Here is an 18,998-nt window from a genome sequence, read left to right as displayed (position 1 = left end):
ACAGCACAACCACAATCATTTTGACAGGAGAAACACCATGCCACTCGTACAAATCAAAGGTATCAGCGGATATTTATCGCTGCAACAAAAACAGGAAATCATCAGCAAGGTCACCGATGCGATCGTCTCGGTAGAGGGCGAAGGCTTAAGGCCGGTCACCTGGGTTCTGATCGAGGATGTCGCTTCGGGCCAATGGGGCGTCGGCGGACAAGCCGTCACCACCGATGCGATTCGGGCGATGAGTCAGTCAGGGTAATTGACTCGTAATAACTTGAGCGTTTGTAGCTGCGGATTTATCCGCGCCTACAGCGCCACAGAAGAAGCGTTCTCTTGACACTAAAGGCGGACTCAATTAAGTTGGCTAGCATTAGCCAACTTAGCCCCGGTATCCTCGATGCAAGTCAACATACTCGAAGCCAAAAACAACTTGTCCAGCCTGATCGTCGCGGCCGAGAGAGACGAAGAAGTGGTCATCGCCCGTAACGGCGTCCCCGTCGCCAAACTTGTTAAATATACGGCCAATAAAGTCGCCCCTCCCGGTGCCTGGAAAGGCCGTGCCGCTTATTCGGCGGACTGGAATTCCGCCGAGACCAACGCCGAAGTAGAACAATTATTTACCGATAGCAACAATGCGCCTGCTGCTTGATACCTGTATTGTTTACGACTGGCTGATGGGCGAAATCAAGCACCGCCCGATCATCGAGCGGATTCAGGCCGAAGGCGCATTGGTCAGTTCGGTAACAGTCTGGGAAATGGCGATCAAAAACGGCTTGGGTAAAATGCCCTTGCCCTCGGAACACATCGCCGAAGACATTGAAGCGCAAGGTTTTCAATGGCTGAATATCACGCCTTACCATGTCCAAACCGTTCTCGAACTGGATGATCGTCATAAAGACCCGTTCAATAGATTGTTGATTGCCCAAGCCAAGTACGAGAAGCTGCATATTGTGACTTACGATGCGGCGTTTCGGGATTATCTTGATGATGTGCTTGTCATTAAAAAGTAAAACGTGGCGGTTACCGCAATCACCGCACAAAACCAAATACAACGGATATAAAACCGCTTGAAAAATCCGGGCGAGAATCAGATTAGCTCTTCCCGGCTATGGCGGTTTGCTGTCGCGAAACCGCCTTACAGCTTTACGAACCTGTCACCGTGGCGCCGGGGCAACCGCTATCGACACCGCGCGAATTAATAGCGCTGGCTTATTCCCCGCTTTTTTGTTAATTTCCAAAAGACAAGACTCACTGGACTTTGCGAAAACGCCCCATCCGATAGACGTGATCAAGATTTGTATATGCGCCTGAACCTTTGAGAGTGATATTCTCGGAAACCTTGGTGTCTTTCTACCGCACCACCACGTATAAACATATTAAATAAATGGGCTTAAAAATGAGCTATGCAAAATTAATCGAAAAATTACAGCAACTTCCCGAAGCCAAACAAGCCGAGGTTTTCGATTTTGTTGAATTTTTGGCTGCCCGCAATCAGGTTGAACATGGACAAGAAAAAAACCTTGCGCAATCGTCCCTGGCTTCTTTGATAACGCACCCGCAGCTTGTCGCCGACTTTACCCCTTTAAGCCGTGAGGAAGCTAATGCCCGCTAAAGTCTTTGTCGATACCAATATCTGGCTGTATTCGCTGATTCGGAGAGCGGAAGAACACGATGACAGGCATCGGCAGGCTGCCGGCTTTCTCCTGAACTTGGCTCGTCCCGTCATTAATTCTCAAGTTATCCGCGAAATTTGCAGCAACCTGATTAAAAAAGTGAACATGCCGGAAGAGCAAATGCGCGTCTTGATCCAAGGCTGGTATCAAGACTGCGAAGTCATTACCTCGAATGCATCCCAACATTTGCTGGCATCCCGTCTGAGAAAATCCTATTCGCTCAGTTACTGGGACAGCCTGATTGTCGCCGCAGCTATCGATGCCGGCTGTGCAACTTTGTTCAGTGAAGATATGCAACACGGGCAAACGATTGAAGGTTGTTTGACCATCGTCAACCCGTTCCGTTCGGCTGCGAATCCGTCATTTTGAATTACGTCCAGTCCGTCTAAATCAAACCGTCATGCAGAACGTCAGCCTGGCTGACGTTAGCTTTAACTATGTATTTTTGGATTTACCATGTCAGAACTAGCCCTGCGGCTTATCGCCGAAAATAAAAAGACCCGCGACATTTTTCTGGATCTGGGTAACTGCGGCTTATCCAAAGTGCCGGATGAAATTGGTGATTTGGTTTGGTTGGAGGGGTTGTCGTTTGCTGAAGAGTGGTGGGATGGCAAGCAATGGCATAATTGCCAAAATAATACAGAAAAAAACAACATCTTTAAGCTCAGTAATTGTTTAGGACAACTTAAACAGCTTAAGCGGCTTTTTTTATCAGGAAATCATCACAAAACATCTGGTTTGGCTGACCTAGGCCCACTGGAAGGACTAAGAAACTTGCAATTGCTTGACATTAGATTCACGCAAGTAGCCGATCTCAGTGCATTAATGAATTTAAGCAATCTGCAAGTGCTTTATGCTGGCCGCACACAAATCTCAAACCTAAGTCCATTGGCAAATCTGAGCAAGTTACAGCGGCTTTATGTTTGGAACACAAAGATTACAGACATTAGTCCGTTAACAAGTCTGAGCGATCTGCAAGGGATTGATATCAGCGATACGCATGTATCAGACCTTAGACCATTGAGGGCATTGATCGAAAATGGTCTTTCGGTAAAGTGGACTAATGCTGAGAATTGGAATTGTGATGGGGTTAATGTCGAAAATTGTCCCCTAACCAACCCGCCGGTAGCCATCGTCCAACAAGGTAACGATGCGATCTTGAATTATTTCAAGGAAAAACAAAGCCAAGGCACAGACCATATATACGAAGCCAAATTATTGCTGGTCGGCGAAGGCGGTGCAGGCAAGACCAGTTTGCTGCGACGGCTATACCACCCCCAACTGCCTTTGCCCGAAGAAAACGAAACCACCAAGGGCATCGCGATACACCGGCATGAATTTGAGGTGAGCGACGCCCGTTATCCGAACGGGCGCACGTTCCGCCTGAATGTTTGGGATTTCGGCGGACAGGAAATTTACCATGCCACCCACCAGTTTTTTTTAACCCAGCGTTCTTTGTATGTATTGCTGGACGACACCCGCAAGGATCATAAAACCTTGGTGGACGAGGGCTTTAAATATTGGCTGGAAGCGGTGGATTTACTCAGCAGCCACAGCCCGGTGCTGATTTTCCAGAATGAAAAAGGCGGGCGCAGCAAACAAATCGATCTGGCCGGTATTAAAGGCGGCTTCGATAACGTCAAGGACTGTTATCGGGGCAATCTTGAGCGACCAGACGGGGCGGAGTCTTTACATGCAGCCATAGAATTTTTCGCCAAAAACCTGCCGCATATCGGCGAAGAGCTGCCGGCCCGCTGGCTGGACATCCGCGCCGACATCGAGCAGTTAGCCGAACGGCAAGCCACCATCAGCCAGAGCGAGTATTTCGATCTTTACGCTAAGCATTTGCCGTTCGACCGCGACAAGGCGCTGCATTTAAGCCGCTATTTGCACGACTTGGGCGTGTTTTTGCATTTTCAGGACGACCGCTTGTTGGCTCGGACAGTGATTTTGCAAAACCAGTGGGCGACAACGGCGGTTTTTAAGATGCTCGACGATGAAACCGTCAAGGCGAAGTTAGGCCGTTTTAATGCCGACGATTGCGCCCGGCTGTGGCAGGATTCGGACTATAGGGATATGCACCCGGAGCTGCTGGCTTTGATGCAAAAATTTGAATTATGTTATGCCTTGCCCGACACCCGACCTGAAACTTGGCTGGCTCCGCAATTGTTGCCGCCGTCCAAACCCGAGGTGCTAAACGACTGGGCCAAGCCCGGCGATTTGGTATTGCGATTTTGTTACGAGTTTTTGCCCAAAGGCATGGTCAGCCGGCTGATGGTGCGTCAGCATTATTTTGTGCGGCAGCCGGAATTGGCGTGGATGTCGGGGGCATTATTCGAGCGTGACGAAACCCAAGTGCTGGTGGAAATTCCGCCCAAAGGCGGGGAAATCGTATTACGCGCCAGAGGTGTTGAGCATAAGGAATTACTGAGTGTGCTTGCGGCAGATTTGGATAAGTTAAACAACACCTTTAACGGCTTGGCGGAAAAAGTGACCAAGTTGATTCCTTGTCATTGTAAAAGTTGCCGTCTACAAACTGAGCCGGAGTTTTTCGGGCAAAAACAACTGTTGAAACGTAAAAAAGACGGCAAATTAACTATCGAATGCCCTGTCAGTTATGAGGATGTACGGGTATTGGAGCTGTTGGATGGCATCCAAGTCCACAAGATGCCGGACTGGGGCCAAGCAAAAATTTTACCGAGCATTTTTATTTCGTATTCCAAACACGACAATGATCATAAAGACACGTTAATCAAACATCTTGCCGGATTACGAAACAACATGATCACTTGGAACGATAGGGATTTGCTCGCAGGTGAAGAATGGGACACGCGCATCAAACAAGAGCTACACCAAGCCGATATAGTGCTGTATTTGGTATCTCACCATAGTATGGCAACCGATTATATTCAAAATGTGGAGCTGCCGTTGATTGAGGAGCTTTGTAAAAACGACGAATGCAAACTTGTCCCAATCATTGTCGATTTTTGCCTTTGGGAAAAATTGGACTTTGCTAAATACAATGCATTGCCGAATAAAGGCGAACCGGTAACCAACACCCAACATTGGGTTAATGAAAACCAAGCATGGTTGGAAGTGGTAAAGGGAATTGAGCGATTATTGAATTAATTAATCATGGTTTGCCTCACTGCCATTAAATTAAGCATTGTAGGAGCGGGCCATGCCGCGATGAAAGCACTGCAATCGTCGCCCAAATGTCGCGGGCGCGGCCCGCTCCTACGCTGTCATTGTCTTATTAACTTAATGGCAGTGATGCTTCGCCTGTCTATACAAGCCATAATACCGGCATCAATTCCCCAGCCATATCCCCCCAGCTTTTTCAACGCCCGTTCCAACCTATCATTCCACGGCACCGCGCAACTAAGCCTTATAAAGTTGCCGTATTACTTTTGGGTGGCCGAAAACAGCGGCCCCGGAGCGATGTGATGTGATGTGATGTGAGTTTTATTTTTAAACCATGAAGAACATGAAAGGCATGAAGGATTGAAGTCTTCATGTCCTTCATGCGCTTCATGGTCATTGCTTAAAGCTGAGTTGAGCAGCTTGTCTGCTCAAACGAAACTTATGCCCTTTGGGTATAAATTAATTTATGCCTGTTCCTAACAAGATTTTTTTGGCCTATTGAAAGGGGCAGGCTAATGGACGATGCCGTTGACTTAAGAGTACGTCCCCCTTCTCCCTGAGGGAGAAGGTTGGGATGAGGGGGATTAAATAAGCTTTCTTCCTTATTTTGATTTCCCCTCACCCAACCCTCTCCCTCTGGAGAGGGCTTTGCGTTGCTTAAGTCAACAGCATTGAGGCTAATGTATGCCCCTATCCATTCTAATCCGATCAATTCAGCGATAACTCCGCCCGCAAACGCTCCGCCATCATATCGACGAACGAACGGATTTTGGCCGACGAGTGGCGGCCTTCGCGGTGCAGAATGTGGATCGGTACCGGCGGGCTTTCGAACTCGCTGAGCACGATTTTCAGTTTGCCGGTCTGTAGCGGCTCGGCAATTTGGTAGGACAGCAAGCGGGTGATGCCTAGTCCGGCCAGCGCCGCGCCGGCCGCCGAGTCGTTGTCGCTGACGCTCAATATCGGTTGTAACTTGACCGTCTGCGGCAGGCCGTCGCGCACGAAGCGCATCTCGTTGACGGGATTTAAGCCCCGCGCCAGGATAATGTCGTGCGCCGGTAAATCTTCCGGCGCTTGCGGGATGCCGCGTGCCGCCAAATAGTCGGGCGACGCGCACACCACTCGCCGCACCGCGCCGACCCGTAGCGCCCGGTACGACGAATCCGGCAAATCGCCGATGCGGATCGCCACGTCCACGCCTTCCTCCAGCATGTTGACGACCCGGTCGACGAACACTGCGTTGACTTCCACCGCCGGGTAACGGCGCAAATACTCGACGATGCCGGGCATCACGTACATGCGGCCGAACAAAACCGAGGCGGTGACGGTGAGTTGGCCGCGCGGTTCGGCGTTGATGCCCAGCGCCGCGTCGTCTGCTTCATCGGCCAAGGCGATGATGTGTTTGGCGTCCTCGTAGTATTTCTGGCCGGCCTCGGTCATCCGCACGTAGCGGGTGGTGCGGTTCAGCAATTTAACGCCCAAGCGCTCTTCCAACGCCGCCACCGCGCGCGTCACGGCCGGTGGCGACATGTGTAGCTTGCGGGCGCCGCCGGCAAAGCCTTCCGCATCGACCACCGCGACATACACGCTCATTAAATGCAGACGACTCATTGATAGTTCCAGTTATCGGAATAGTAAATTGATAATTTTAGCTATTCTTTATCTTTTTGCAATACGACACACTATACCCGCCTGCTGAATTTCACCCAGGCGACTAACAAACCCTTTCATTATTTGGAGAACTATCATGAGCCGTATTACCACCGTTAGCAACGAGAGCGCCAACACCGAACAACTCAACCTGTTGAATGCGATCCAAAGCCAGTTGGGCATGGTGCCTAATTTCTTGCGGGTGTTCGCCCACTCGCCGGATGCCCTGAAAGCCTTCCTCGGCTTGCATCACATCGCCAATCACGGATCGCTGGACGCCGCCACCCGCGAACGCATCGCGCTGGCGCTGGCCCAGCAGAACGAATGCGAATACTGCCTGTCCGCACACACCGCCATCGGCCGCAAAGCCGGTTTGAACGGGGCGGAAATCGAAGCCAACCGGGCCGGTTCCAGCCAGGACGCCAAAGCGGCGGTGGCGGTTAAATTCGCCCGCGCCCTGGTCGAGCACAAGGGCGAGGTCACCAACGCCGAGTTGCAGGCCATGAGTGACGCCGGCTTCAGCGAGGCGGACATCGTCGAGGTGATCACCCACGTCGGCATGAACATAATGACCAATATCCTGGGTAAAGCCAGCCGGGTCAGCATCGACTTCCCGAAAGTGGGGCTAAAACAGGCGGCCTGATATAGGCGTCGTAATTCATTGAGATACATTGATATGCAACTCGCTCGTTCCCAAGCTCCGGCTTGGGGATGCAGTCTTGGAAGCTCCAGCTTCCCGACTCGCGAAGCTGGAGCTTCGCTAACTGGGTTCCCAAGCCGGAGCTTGGGAACCAGCGCAACACAGCTGGATCGCCCCCTCTCCAGCAGGAGAGGGATAAGGCGCTTCGTGCTGAATAGTTATGATTAGACTTCTATATTGAACCGGGCCAAGTTCAGACTTGCACCCGGATTCTTACGCTGAATGGAATAAACTATTGCAGATTATGGCTATTCAACGCGGCTGGCGGCTGTGTCACAGTTAACGCCAATGTTTCAATCCCAATCAGGAGCAAGGTCATGGCCCGAACTTTTGCTAAAATCAGTTTCACCCCCGACGTGCAATCGGTGCAAACCGAAATGGGCAGCCGCATGGCGTATCGGGCGGCCGAACTCGGCGAGGCCGAGGAGGTGGCGCTGGGCGCTGCCGAGCAAGCTTTTATTGCCGGGCGCGACAGCTTTTATCAAGCCACGGTGAGTCAAACCGGCTGGCCCTATGTGCAGCATCGCGGCGGGCCGGCGGGATTCTTGAAAGTGTTGGACGACCGGACCATCGGTTACGCCGATTACAGCGGCAACCGCCAATATATTTCGGTAGGCAATCTGCGCGGCGACGACCGGGTCAGTTTGTTGCTGATGGATTATCCGCAACGGCGGCGCTTGAAAATCTGGGGCCGGGCGCGAGCGGTGGACGAACGCTCCGAACCGGCATTGCTGGCGAAACTGGAATCGCCCGACTTTCGCGCTCCGGTCGAGCGCGGCATCGCTATCCAAGTCGAAGCCTTCGACTGGAATTGCCCCAAATACATCACGCCGCGCTACAGCCAAAACGAAGTCGAAGCGCTGCTCGTTCAAGCCCGCCAACAACCGGCGGCGGTGGCGCGGCAAGCGCCCGGCGTTTTGGGTAGCGGCGCATTGCCGTTAACGATTGCCGGGATTCGGCAATTGACGTCGCGCATTCGCGCCTATGAATTGCGCCATGCCGACGGCGAACCGCTGCCTGGCTATCGGGCCGGGGCGCATATCCGCGTGCCGATTGCGCTGCCCGACGGTAGCGTCACCAGCCGCGCTTATTCGCTGACCGACGCGCCGGACGATCCTGATTGCTACCGTATTGCAGTGCTAAGAATGGACGATGGCGAAGGCGGATCGTCGGCATTGCACGACGGCTGGCAACTGGGAACCCGCATCAACGTCGATGCCCCGGACAACTATTTCCCGCTGCACGATGACGACAGCCCGGCATTGTTGATCGCCGGCGGCATCGGCATCACCCCGTTAAAAGCAATGGCCGAAGCATTGGCCTCGCGGGGTGCGGATTTTCAATTGCATTACAGCGGCCGTGCGCCGCAAGAAATGGCCTTTGTCGAGGACTTGCGGCGGCATTTGCCCAATCGATGCCGGTTTTATTTCAGCCGGGCGCAAGCCCCAACCCGGCTGGACGTATCGGCGCTGCTCGGTAACGCATCCGCCGATGCCGTCATTTACGTTTGCGGCCCGACCCGCCTGATCGACGCCGTGCGCCAAACCGCCCGCCGACTCGGCATCGCCGAACAGCGGGTGCAATTTGAAAGTTTTATTTAACCGAAGGGGAACAAGATGATAACGCTATACGACATGCCGCTGTCCGGCAACTGCCACAAAGTCCGATTATTGTTAAGCTTGCTGGCGTTGCCGTACCAAACTCGCCCGGTGGATTTGCGTGGCGGCGAACAACGCAGCCCGGACTATCTGCAACGCAACCCGTTCGGCCAAGTGCCGGTGCTGGATGACGACGGCCTGATCATCCGCGACAGCCAGGCCATTTTGGTCTATCTGGCCAAACGCTACGGCGGTGAACAATGGTGGCCCGACGATGCCGTCCGCTTGGCGCAAATTGCCGCTTGGCTATCGACCGCCGCCAATGAAATTTTTCACGGTCCGGCCTTGTTGCGAGTGCATCATAAATTCGGCCGCGACATCGATACGGAAAAAGCCCGGCAGACCGCCGAAAAAGTACTGGATATTATCGACCGTCACCTGGAAAGCCGCGATTGGCTGGCCGGCGACACGGTATCCATCGCCGACATTGCCGCCTATCCTTACTTGGCGCTGGCGCCGGAAGGCGGCATCGACATCGGCGCTTACCCGAATATCGTTACCTGGTTTCAACGTATCCGCGCCTTGCCCGGCTATGTTCCGATGCCGGGAATGTGGCAGGCGTAACTCACTCACCCTTCAATAACGGAGAAAAATCATGACCGAAGAAATCAAAGCCCCCGTCCCGCCCTTTACCGCCGAAACCGCGGCTCAGAAAGTGCGCATGGCCGAAGACGCCTGGAACTCGCGCGACCCGGATCGGGTAGCCTTGGTCTATACCGAAGACACGCTATGGCGCAACCGCGCCGAATTTCCGCAAGGCCGCGAGCAAGTGCGGCAATTTTTGCAACGCAAATGGGCCAAGGAGCTGGATTACCGCTTAATCAAGGAGCTATGGGCGTTTACCGACAACCGCATCGCCGTTCGCTTTGCCTACGAATGGCATGACGGCTACGGTCAATGGTTCCGCAGTTACGGCAACGAAAATTGGGAGTTTAACCGGCAAGGCTTCATGCAACGGCGCTTTGCCAGCATCAACGATTTGCCGATCCGGCAGGAACAACGCCTGTTCCACTGGCCGCTAGGCCGCCGTCCAGACGATCACGCCGGTTTGAGCGATTTGGGGTTATGAATAGCCGCGCGGAACTGATGGCTTAGGAACATTTAAGCAATGACCATGAAGCGCATGAAGACTTCAATCCTTCATGCCTTTCATGTTCTTCATGGTTTAAAAATAAAGTTATTATGCGCATTCCTAAAAATGCGCCCAGTTAGACCTTCCAGGTAAGACGACTGCCATGGATGGCAGACCTTCCCTTTATCCCGCCATCAAATCCCCAGCCATATCCCCCAGTTTTTTCAACGCCCGTTCCAAACGGTCATTCCAGGGTACGGCGCAGCTGAGCCGGATGAAATTGCCGTATTTCTTTTGCGTGGCCGAAAACAGCGGCCCCGGCGCAATGATGATGCCTTCAAGGCTCGCTTGCCGATGCAATTCCATCGCATCGACAGCTTCCGGCAATTCGACCCACAACGCGAAACCGCCTTCCGGCTGGGTCACTTTGGTCCCCTCGGGGAAAAACAGGCTCACGGCCTTGACCATTCGCGTCACGCTTTGCGCATAGTCCTGCCGGACTTGGCGCAGGTAGCGGTCGTAGCCGCCTTGCTCCAGCAAATGGGCAATGACCAATTGATTTAGCGTCGGCGTGGCCTGATGCAGCATGTATTTGAGGTTTTCGACTTTTTTCATGTGGCGTCCGGGAACCAGCCAGCCGATGCGCAGTCCCGGCGACAAGGTTTTGGCAAAAGACGAGCAATACAGCACCTCGCCGTGTTGGCTCCAGGCTTTGGCGACGGAAGGCCGCTTTAATCCGAAGCCTAAATCGCCGTACACATCATCCTCGATCAGCGGAATGCCGTTTTTTTCCAGCAACCCGACGATGTTCTTTTTCCGTTCGTCGGACATGCAGGAGCCGAGCGGGTTGTTGTAGTTGGAGATCAGCAGGCAGGCTTTGATCGGCCATTGTTCGACAGCCAGTTGCAATGCTTCGATAGAAACGCCATCGCGCGGATGGGTCGGGATTTCCAGTGCTTCCATGCCGCAGGATTCGATGACCTGCAACAAGCCGTAAAAGGTCGGCGATTCGATGGCGATCACGTCGCCCGGTTTGCAGACCGCCATCAACGCGAGCCGGACCGCATCCCTGGCGCCATGAGTGATGACTATATCGTCGGGACTGACGGCGCAATTCAGCTCGACCATGCGCTTGGCGATCTGGCGGCGAAGCTCCTGATTGCCGAGCAATTCGTCGGTGTCGAAGCAGCGTTTTTCAAACAGGCGCACCACTTTTTGGGTGGCTTGTTGCAGTACCCGCGTCGGTAAAAAGGCTGGGGAAGGCACCGAAGAGCCCAGGTTGATCTGGTAAGGATCTTTGGCCGCCAGCAGAATTTGCCGTGTCAACGATTGGCCCGTGACTCGGGAAGGCATCGTCGGCGGTTCGGAAATGTCGGGTTCGGTGATGGCTAGCCGGTGAACGGTGCTGACGTAGTAGCCGGAACGCGCACGCGCCTGGATTCGGCCTTGATCCTCCAGCAGCCGGTAGGCTTCAAGCGCGGTCGATACGCTGACATTCATCTGGCTGCTCAAACGGCGTATGCCGGGCAAGCGCTCGCCGGAGCGGTAAACGCCCTGTTCGATATGGGCGAGGATATTCTCCGCTACGGTTTCATAAAGATGTTTCATTGGTTTTGGATCTCTGCGGGTTGTCTGTCCGGCAAATTTAGCATAACTGTACCGCTCAATGGTTTGATTTTTTCATATTGTATCGCTCCCGCTCGCTCCGGCCCTATGCTATATCGTTCGCTAGTTCCCAAGCTCCCGCTTGGGAATTCAGTACGGGAAGCTCTAGCTTCCCGACTCGCAAAGCTGGAGCTTTGCTCACTGGGTTCCCAAGCGGGAGCTTGGGAACCAGAGCAATCAGTACGGCACTCGGATGAAGCCGACGCCGGAGCGTGGGAACGATGAATACGGGCTTTTCCATAACAGTTATCCGATTTATTGAGCAGGACAGATCGCATTAAATCGCAATCTGTACCCTAAAAATCGTTTTTTCCTGAATCTGTCAGCAACATTGCTCCAAGCGGGACGGGGTTTGCAACCCCGTCCCTAACGTTTTTTCAATATCTAAACTATGTGGTAACACGTAAACGTTTCGGACGGGGCAACATGCCCCGTCCGGCTTTGGATCGCTCTATCGCTCCAGCCCCTCTCATATCCCTCGTTCCCACGCGCTGCGTGGGAACGCAATGCCGGACGCGCCGCGTCCTGTATTTATACGATGTGTACTTCTATCTGCTGCCCGTGACTCGCGGCGCAGCGCGCCTTTAACTGCATTCCCACGCAGCGCGTGGGAACGAGGCATTAGAACGCAAGAACGATAAATCCAGTTTATCCATAACAGTTATCCGCTTTATTAAGCAGAACAGATCGTTCAAACCGCAATCTGTACCCTAGAAATCATTTTTTCCTGAATCTGTTAGCAATACGGCATCGCTCGTAAACTATCTTCCGTCAATCCCCCTCATTGATTGACGGTCATAACCCTCCCTGCATCGCGCCATTGGTGCAGGTTTTTTTACTCATAACAAGGAGCATTTCATGCCAGCAGTTCAAAAACCGGCCCACACCAAAGGCGATTTTTTTGTCGATTACGAAGAGAAAGTATTCGAGGACGTTAAAGCTCAACCCGGCGAAAAAGCCCTGGTGAAATTCCACACCGTCGCCTTTGAAGGCTCTATCGGTTTTGTGAACCTGTTGCAGGCGACCCGTTTGCAACGCAAGGGCTTTGAAACATCGATCCTGCTGTACGGGCCGGGCGTGACTTTGGGCATTCAACGCGGCTTTCCGCGCTTGGGCGACGAGGCTTTTCCGGGCCACCAAAACTATACCAACCAAATCAACAAATTCATGGCCGAAGGCGGCAAAGTCTATGCCTGCCGGTTCGCGCTGCAAGCCTTGTACGGCCACGGCGAACCCAGCCTGATCGAAGGCATCCGTCCGGTCAGTCCGCTGGATGTATTGGACATCGTGCTGATCCATCGCCGCGAGAACGCTTTCATCCTGGATACCTGGACGATGTAAATCATTTTTAGCCGCGGATTTACACCGATAGCCCCGGATAAACCGGGTGCTGATGCAGCACAATGTTTATAACTTGTTTTTATTACCATGAAGGATACGAAGCGTGACGAGGTTTGGATGACCGGTGTTTTATAAACCGTCTCAATACACACATGAAGTCAATACAGTAATGTCTTCAAGTCCTTCATGCGCTTCATAGTAAAAATAAATGACATTTTTGGAATCAGCACCCGATAAACCTGATCCGTGTTTATCCGTGGCTCAACCGCTTTTTCATGACAGGAGTACAGATTGTGACATCGAAAAAAATCGTCAGGGCTGCTGCGGTACAGATTGCGCCGGTGTTCGATTCGGCCACCGGCACCATCGACAAGGTTTGCCAAGCCATCAGCGACGCGGCCAAGGAAGGCGCTCAGCTGGTGGTGTTCCCGGAAACCTTCGTGCCTTACTACCCGTATTTTTCGTTCGTGCTGCCGCCGGTCGCCGCGGGCCGCGAGCATCTTAAACTTTACCAACATGCGCCGACCGTGCCGGGACCGGCCACCGATGCGGTGGCCGCCCTGGCCCGTTCGCTGGGTGTGGTCGTGGTGCTGGGCGTCAATGAGCGCGACCACGGCAGCCTTTACAACACCCAGCTGATTTTCGACGAGAGCGGCAACCTGGCTTTAAAACGCCGCAAGATCACGCCGACCTATCATGAACGGATGATCTGGGGCCAAGGCGACGCGTCCGGCCTGAAAGTGGTCGAAACCGGCATCGGACGGATCGGCGCTTTGGCCTGCTGGGAGCATTACAACCCGCTGGCCCGCTACGCATTGATGGCGCAGCATGAGGAAATCCATTGCAGCCAGTTTCCGGGCTCCTTGGTCGGGCCGATTTTCGCCGAGCAAATCGAAGTCACGATCCGCCACCACGCGCTGGAATCCGGCTGCTTCGTGATCAACGCGACCGGCTGGCTGAGCGACGAGCAGATCGAATCGGTGACGCCGGATCCCGGTTTGCAAAAAGCCCTGCGCGGCGGCTGTTGCACCGCGATCATCTCGCCGGAAGGCCAGCATCTGGCCGAACCGTTGCGCTCCGGCGAAGGCATGGTCATCGCCGACCTGAATATGTCGCTGATTACCAAACGCAAACGCATGATGGATTCGGTCGGCCATTACGCCCGGCCTGAATTGTTAAGCCTGAGGATCAACGACAAACCGGCTGCGCCGATGTTCAGCGATGAATTAAATGCAATAAAGCCCTCTCCAGAGGGAGAGGGTTGGGTGAGGGGAAATGAGAATAAGGAAGAAAGTTTATTTAATCCCCCTCATCCCCGCCTTCTCCCTCAGGGAGAAGGCGCAAAAAGCACCTTTTCCCCAAAGCAGCGAGCAACCCAGCCATGAATAGAGCCGAAGCACAGCTGATTACCGAGCTGCAATCGTTGGGATTGCGGCTGGAGGACGCCGAATCCGGCCTTGCCGTCCGCCGAGGCGGCGCCGGTCCGTCCGACCACAAAGCCGTCACCATTGGCGGCAAAACCGTGATGGTACCGATAACCATAGCCGGGGCTGCCAAATCGCCGTTTACCGCCTCAGCTCCCGATGAACAAGGCATCAGCATCGTTCGCCGCGACGGCCGCGCAATCGATTCGATTGCATTCCCCCGCCAGCCGCGTTTTTACGGTTTGCAAACTTCGGAAGGCGTACCCTATTCCCATATCGCGACCTTGCATGCGGCGGATGTGCTGGCCACGACGGTACTGCAATCCTGCATTCGCTACGGCAACCGCAAAAAATCCTGCCAGTTTTGCGCGATTGAGCAATCGCTGAAAGCCGGAAAAACCATCCTCCGCAAAACGCCGGAACAATTGGCCGAAGTCGCCCGCGCGGCGGTAGCGCTGGACGGCGTCAAGCACATGGTCATCACTACCGGCACGCCCAACCTAAGCGACCGGGGCGCGGCGATTTTGTGCGAAAGCGCCCGCGCGGTGAAAGCCGCCGTCGATTTGCCGATTCAAGGCCAATGCGAGCCGCCGGACGACGATATCTGGTTCGGACGCATGAAAGAAGCAGGCATCGACAGCTTGGGCATGCACCTGGAAGCCGTCACCCCGGAAGTCCGCGCCCGCATCATGCCCGGCAAGGCTAGTGTGCCGCTGGAACGTTATATGGACGCTTTCGACGCGGCCGTCGCGGTGTTCGGCCGGGGCGAAGTCAGCACCTACATTCTGGCCGGGCTTGGCGATAGCGCGGAAGCGATCCTGTCCGTTTGCGAACAGCTGATCGGCAAAGGCGTTTATCCGTTCGTCGTGCCGTTTATCCCGATCACCGGCACGCCGCTGGCCGGTCATCCCTCGCCCGACCCGCGCTTCATGCAGAGCATTCTGCAACCGTTGGGCGCGATGTTGAAACAAGCCGGGCTGCGCTCCGCCGATATGAAAGCCGGTTGCGCCAAATGCGGCGCTTGCTCGGCCCTTTCCAGTTACGAGGCCTGACATGCTGAACGCAGCTATCAACCGTTTTGTCCCCAACGAGTACCTGGTCAAATGGGTGACTCAGGATTGGGAACGCGAGCAAATGCTGCGCTTGCGGCAGGCGGTGTTTTGCGAGGAGCAAGGCGTTTTCCAGGGCGACGACCTCGACGACATCGACCGGATCTCGACGCCGATTGTCGCGATTGCCTGCGTCGGCGGCCTGCCCGATGAAGTGGTCGGCACCGTCCGCATTCACCAAAGCGAACCCGGCGTTTGGCGGGGTTCGCGGCTGGCGGTCGCTGCCGACTACCGGAAACAGGGCAACTTGGGCGCGGCGCTGATCCGTCTGGCCGTCACCAGCGCCCATGCCCAGGATTGCCACACTTTTCTGGCGCAGGTGCAAAGCCGCAACGTGCCGTTGTTTCGCCGCCTGCACTGGCGTTCGCTACAGGAAATCGAACTGCACGGCAGGCCGCATCACTTGATGCAAGCCGATTTGGCTTGGTATCCGCCCTATGCCGACGGCGAGACCGGCTTTATTGCGACCGGCAGGATTGCGGCATGAGCGATTTAGCCCGGCTGACTCAGCACGTAAAACAAAGCATCGGCTTGGCGCACAAGCGCGACATCGCCGCCGTGACCGGCCTGCTTAACAAGTGCATGCCGTCCGGCACAATCGCGCTCGGCGACGACTGCGCCGCGATACCCGACCGGGACGGATTTTTGTTGTTCGCGGCCGAAGGTTTCCTGAACGAGTTTGTCGCGACCCAGCCCTGGTTTGCCGGTTACTGCGGCGTGATGGTCAACGTCAGCGACATTTACGCAATGGGCGGCCGCCCCATCGCCGTGGTCGATGCGATCTGGAGCGACGGATCAGAGCAAGCCCGGTTAGTGCTGGAAGGCATGGCCGCCGCCTCGGAGGTCTATCGCGTCCCCATCGCCGGCGGACACAGCAATCTTCGCAACGACCGCCCGCAACTGTCGGTCGCTATTCTCGGCCGCGCCAATACATTGCTCAGCAGTTTCAAAGCAAAAGCCGGGCAAAAGCTGCTGGCGGCGGTCGATTTGCGCGGGCATTTTCGCGAACCTCATGCCTGGTGGGATGCCAGCACCGGTTCGCCGCCGGAACGATTGCGCGAGGATCTGGAACTATTGCCTCAGCTTGCCGAAGCCGGGCTGTGCGGAGCCGCGAAGGACATCAGCATGGCCGGCGCGGTCGGCACGGTGCTGATGCTGCTGGAGTGCTCCGGCTTGGGCGGCGTGATCGACGTGGCCGCGATACCGCGCCCGCCGGATATTTCGTTAGCGCGCTGGCTGTGCTGTTTTCCCAGTTACGGCTTTGTGCTGAGCGCGGAAGAGAAGCACACCGGAGCCGTCATCGAACATTTCTCCCGGCGCGGCATAAGTTGCTCGGTGATCGGCGAAACCGATGCGTCCGGCTGTCTGCGCCTTGCCGATGCCGACGGAGAGGAACTGTTATGGGATTTGCATGCAGAACCGTTGACCGGTTGCGGCGTGGAACTCAAACCGGAGGTTTAGCCATGTCCACCCATTCCACTCATCCAAGAGGTCTTACCCATGCCTGAAATGCGTTTTCGCGTCCGTTGGCCGGACCGATCCACCAGTCTTTGTTATTCGCCGTCACAGGTGATCAAGGATTTTTTTAAACCGGGCGAAACCTACGAGCTGGAGGATTTTCTCGCCCGCAGCCGGGCGGCTTTACAGATTGCCGGCGAACGGGTTCGCCAAAAATACGGCTATACCTGCTCCAGCGCAATGAGTCAGCTGGACGAAATTGAAACCGTCGCCGCGCGGTTTTCTGAAATTGAAAACCCGAAGGTTTTGGTGGAAGAGTTCATCGGCTAAGGATTCCGGCCTACTTCCGGCGCTAGATGAGAAACCGGACGATAGCCGGACCCTCCAGATTTTGCGCTAGTCCCCAAGCTCCAGCTTGGGAATTCAGTGGAGGAAGCTCCAGCTTCCCGCCTCGCGAAGCTGGAGCGTGGGAACTGCATTCCCACGCAGCGCGCTCGTCGTTATACACATCTTGACGTAGGCCGGAATAAGCCGGTTCGAGCGATAGCGAGAACTGGCGTTTCCGGCACTCCGATCGCCGGAAACGCTCCACCCTTGCTGTCGCCGGGCGGGCTTATTCCGGCCTACATTCGAGCCATTTCGGCATTCATAGCCAATGACGGTCTTGAATAGACATGTGTATAACGACGAGCGCAACGCGTGGGAACGAGAGCAAAAACAGGGTGAGCTTCCGACCCGGCACTCAGGAATCACAAACCGCTACACAACAATAAAGAGAGAAACCCATGAATAATCAACAAAGCAACCAACGCCCGCATTACCAAGTCATCATCGTCGGCGGCGGCCAGGCCGGTTTGTCGGTCAGCTATTACCTGCAAAAGCTGGACATCAGCCACATCGTTTTTGAAAAAAACCGCATCGCCCATTCCTGGCGCAACGACCGCTGGGACAGTTTTTGCTTGGTGACCCCGAACTGGCAATGCCGCCTGCCGGATTTTCCGTATCAAGGCGACGATCCGAAAGGCTTCATGCTCAAGGACGAGATTGTCGAGTATGTCGAAGCCTTTGCCGAAAAGATCAATGCACCGTTGAATGAAGGCGTGGCCGTGACCCGTGTCCGCCGGGGCAATCAGGGCCTGCTTGAGGTAACGACGAGCATCGGCGAGTTCACCGCCGACCATCTGGTCGTGGCTACCGGCGGCTACGATATTCCGATCGTGCCGAATTATGCGCACAGCCTGCCCCAACATATCACCCAGGTTCACTCCGTCAATTACCGCAACCCGCAACAACTGCCGGAAGGTGAAGTATTGGTGGTCGGCTCGGGCCAATCCGGCGTACAGATCATGGAAGACTTGCACCTGGCAGGCCGCAAAGTGCATCTCGCGGTCGGCAGCGCGCCCCGTTCGCCGCGCCTGTATCGAGGCCGCGAAACGACCGAATGGCTGTACGATCTGGGCTTTTACAACTTGACTGTCGATAAGCACCCGCTCGGCGATGCGGTTTGCCATAAAACCAACCATTATTTGAGCGGACGTAGCGGCGGCCATGAAATCGATCTGCGTAAATTCGCGTTGCAAGGCGTCCGCCTTTACGGCAGCATGAACACTATTAACGGCGCGATGCTTGAGTTTAAGCCGGACCTGACCCGAAACCTCGACGAAGCCGACGAGGTGTATGTACGGATACGCGAGGAAATCGACCGCTATATCGCGGAAAACAACATTGATGCGCCGGAGGAACCGGCATTTGAAAAACTATGGGAATGGAAATCCGAATCGGGTCCCGTGCGTATCGATGCCGATGCCGCGGGCATCACCTCCATCGTTTGGGCAATCGGTTTCCGTCCCGATTACAGCTGGATCGAACTGCCCGCTTTCGATGGCAAGGGGCACCCCCGGTTCCGGCGCGGCGTATCGAATACCGAAGGACTTTATTTCATCGGCTTGCCCTGGTTGAACACCTGGGGTTCCGGGCGCTTTCTGGGGATTGCCGAAGATGCGCAATACCTGGCCGGAGTCATTCACGATAAGCTGGAGGCTGTGCAGAGCCAAACCTGCACTTCGCGCAGGCCCGCCGTGGCCTGATTATTACAACCCTATCATTATTC

The 18,998-nt window shown here is 54.9% G+C and carries 19 protein-coding genes; 17 read left to right on the top strand and 2 right to left on the bottom strand.

Going from position 1 to position 18,998, the window contains the following annotated elements; all coding sequences use genetic code 11:
- The first annotated feature begins 37 nt into the window (after positions 1-37).
- From V3O24_RS02410 to V3O24_RS02385, 6 genes are all read left to right on the top strand, one after another.
- Positions 38-256 carry a 4-oxalocrotonate tautomerase family protein gene (locus V3O24_RS02410; RefSeq protein ID WP_331306024.1) on the top strand — a complete coding sequence of 73 codons (219 nt, stop codon included), beginning with the start codon at positions 38-40 and terminating at the stop codon, positions 254-256.
- Between the two features lie 138 nt (positions 257-394).
- Positions 395-646, top strand: a complete 252-nt coding sequence (locus V3O24_RS02405; RefSeq protein ID WP_331306023.1) for a type II toxin-antitoxin system prevent-host-death family antitoxin — start codon at positions 395-397, stop codon at positions 644-646.
- The gene (locus V3O24_RS02400) at positions 630-1,007 is read left to right on the top strand and encodes a type II toxin-antitoxin system VapC family toxin (RefSeq protein ID WP_331306022.1); all 378 of its coding nucleotides are present in this window, start codon (positions 630-632) and stop codon (positions 1,005-1,007) included. Before V3O24_RS02405 ends, V3O24_RS02400 begins: the two co-directional genes overlap by 17 nt.
- 386 nt (positions 1,008-1,393) lie before the next feature.
- Positions 1,394-1,609 carry a DUF2281 domain-containing protein gene (locus tag V3O24_RS02395; protein ID WP_331306020.1) on the top strand — a complete coding sequence of 72 codons (216 nt, stop codon included), beginning with the start codon at positions 1,394-1,396 and terminating at the stop codon, positions 1,607-1,609.
- The gene (locus tag V3O24_RS02390; RefSeq protein WP_104424499.1) at positions 1,599-2,039 is read left to right on the top strand and encodes a PIN domain-containing protein; all 441 of its coding nucleotides are present in this window, start codon (positions 1,599-1,601) and stop codon (positions 2,037-2,039) included. The genes V3O24_RS02395 and V3O24_RS02390 overlap by 11 nt, the downstream gene beginning before the upstream one ends.
- A gap of 87 nt (positions 2,040-2,126) precedes the next feature.
- Positions 2,127-4,799 (top strand): COR domain-containing protein, encoded by a 2,673-nt coding sequence (locus tag V3O24_RS02385; protein ID WP_331306018.1) that lies wholly within the window; start codon positions 2,127-2,129, stop codon positions 4,797-4,799.
- Between the two features lie 723 nt (positions 4,800-5,522).
- On the opposite strand, the gene V3O24_RS02380 is transcribed toward V3O24_RS02385, so the two are convergent.
- Positions 5,523-6,422, bottom strand: a complete 900-nt coding sequence (locus V3O24_RS02380; protein WP_331306017.1) for a LysR family transcriptional regulator — start codon at positions 6,420-6,422, stop codon at positions 5,523-5,525.
- Positions 6,423-6,558: 136 nt separating this feature from the next.
- Between V3O24_RS02380 and V3O24_RS02375 the strand changes: the two genes are divergently transcribed.
- The 4 genes from V3O24_RS02375 to V3O24_RS02360 all read left to right on the top strand — a co-directional run bounded on the left by V3O24_RS02375 (position 6,559) and on the right by V3O24_RS02360 (position 9,888).
- Entirely contained in the window at positions 6,559-7,104 is a 546-nt protein-coding gene (locus tag V3O24_RS02375) for a peroxidase-related enzyme (protein ID WP_331306016.1), read from the top strand.
- Between the two features lie 374 nt (positions 7,105-7,478).
- Positions 7,479-8,762, top strand: coding sequence for a pyridoxamine 5'-phosphate oxidase family protein (locus V3O24_RS02370; protein WP_331306015.1), 1,284 nt, complete (start codon positions 7,479-7,481; stop codon positions 8,760-8,762).
- A gap of 15 nt (positions 8,763-8,777) precedes the next feature.
- Positions 8,778-9,383 (top strand): glutathione S-transferase, encoded by a 606-nt coding sequence (locus V3O24_RS02365; RefSeq protein ID WP_331306014.1) that lies wholly within the window; start codon positions 8,778-8,780, stop codon positions 9,381-9,383.
- Between the two features lie 31 nt (positions 9,384-9,414).
- Positions 9,415-9,888, top strand: a complete 474-nt coding sequence (locus tag V3O24_RS02360; protein ID WP_104424493.1) for a nuclear transport factor 2 family protein — start codon at positions 9,415-9,417, stop codon at positions 9,886-9,888.
- A 186-nt stretch (positions 9,889-10,074) separates the two neighbouring features.
- Here V3O24_RS02360 and V3O24_RS02355 read toward each other — a convergent pair whose 3' ends face one another.
- A complete protein-coding gene (locus V3O24_RS02355; protein WP_331306013.1) occupies positions 10,075-11,499 on the bottom strand; it encodes a PLP-dependent aminotransferase family protein in 1,425 nt (474 codons plus the stop codon).
- A gap of 915 nt (positions 11,500-12,414) precedes the next feature.
- On the opposite strand from V3O24_RS02355, the gene V3O24_RS02350 reads away from it, so the two are divergent.
- The 7 genes from V3O24_RS02350 (at position 12,415) to V3O24_RS02320 (ending at position 18,975) form a co-directional block, all read left to right on the top strand.
- On the top strand, positions 12,415-12,897 hold the full coding sequence (locus V3O24_RS02350; RefSeq protein WP_331306012.1) for an MSMEG_0572/Sll0783 family nitrogen starvation response protein: 483 nt from the start codon (positions 12,415-12,417) through the stop codon (positions 12,895-12,897).
- A gap of 293 nt (positions 12,898-13,190) precedes the next feature.
- Complete coding sequence (locus V3O24_RS02345; RefSeq protein WP_331306011.1) at positions 13,191-14,282, top strand: Nit6803 family nitrilase; 1,092 nt, start codon at positions 13,191-13,193, stop codon at positions 14,280-14,282.
- On the top strand, positions 14,279-15,373 hold the full coding sequence (locus V3O24_RS02340; protein ID WP_331306010.1) for an MSMEG_0568 family radical SAM protein: 1,095 nt from the start codon (positions 14,279-14,281) through the stop codon (positions 15,371-15,373). The genes V3O24_RS02345 and V3O24_RS02340 overlap by 4 nt, the downstream gene beginning before the upstream one ends.
- A 1-nt stretch (position 15,374) precedes the next feature.
- Positions 15,375-15,917 (top strand): MSMEG_0567/Sll0786 family nitrogen starvation N-acetyltransferase, encoded by a 543-nt coding sequence (locus tag V3O24_RS02335; protein ID WP_331306009.1) that lies wholly within the window; start codon positions 15,375-15,377, stop codon positions 15,915-15,917.
- Entirely contained in the window at positions 15,914-16,891 is a 978-nt protein-coding gene (locus tag V3O24_RS02330; protein ID WP_331306007.1) for a sll0787 family AIR synthase-like protein, read from the top strand. Before V3O24_RS02335 ends, V3O24_RS02330 begins: the two co-directional genes overlap by 4 nt.
- A gap of 39 nt (positions 16,892-16,930) precedes the next feature.
- On the top strand, positions 16,931-17,218 hold the full coding sequence (locus V3O24_RS02325) for an MSMEG_0570 family nitrogen starvation response protein (protein ID WP_331306006.1): 288 nt from the start codon (positions 16,931-16,933) through the stop codon (positions 17,216-17,218).
- Between the two features lie 455 nt (positions 17,219-17,673).
- Positions 17,674-18,975 carry an MSMEG_0569 family flavin-dependent oxidoreductase gene (locus V3O24_RS02320; protein ID WP_331306004.1) on the top strand — a complete coding sequence of 434 codons (1,302 nt, stop codon included), beginning with the start codon at positions 17,674-17,676 and terminating at the stop codon, positions 18,973-18,975.
- Positions 18,976-18,998 lie beyond the last annotated feature (23 nt).

The sequence above is a fragment of the Methylobacter sp. Wu8 genome, from assembly GCF_036440755.1.
Taxonomy (GTDB): Bacteria; Pseudomonadota; Gammaproteobacteria; order Methylococcales; family Methylomonadaceae; genus Methylobacter_A; species Methylobacter_A tundripaludum_A.
This window is presented reverse-complemented; position numbering and strand designations above follow the sequence as displayed.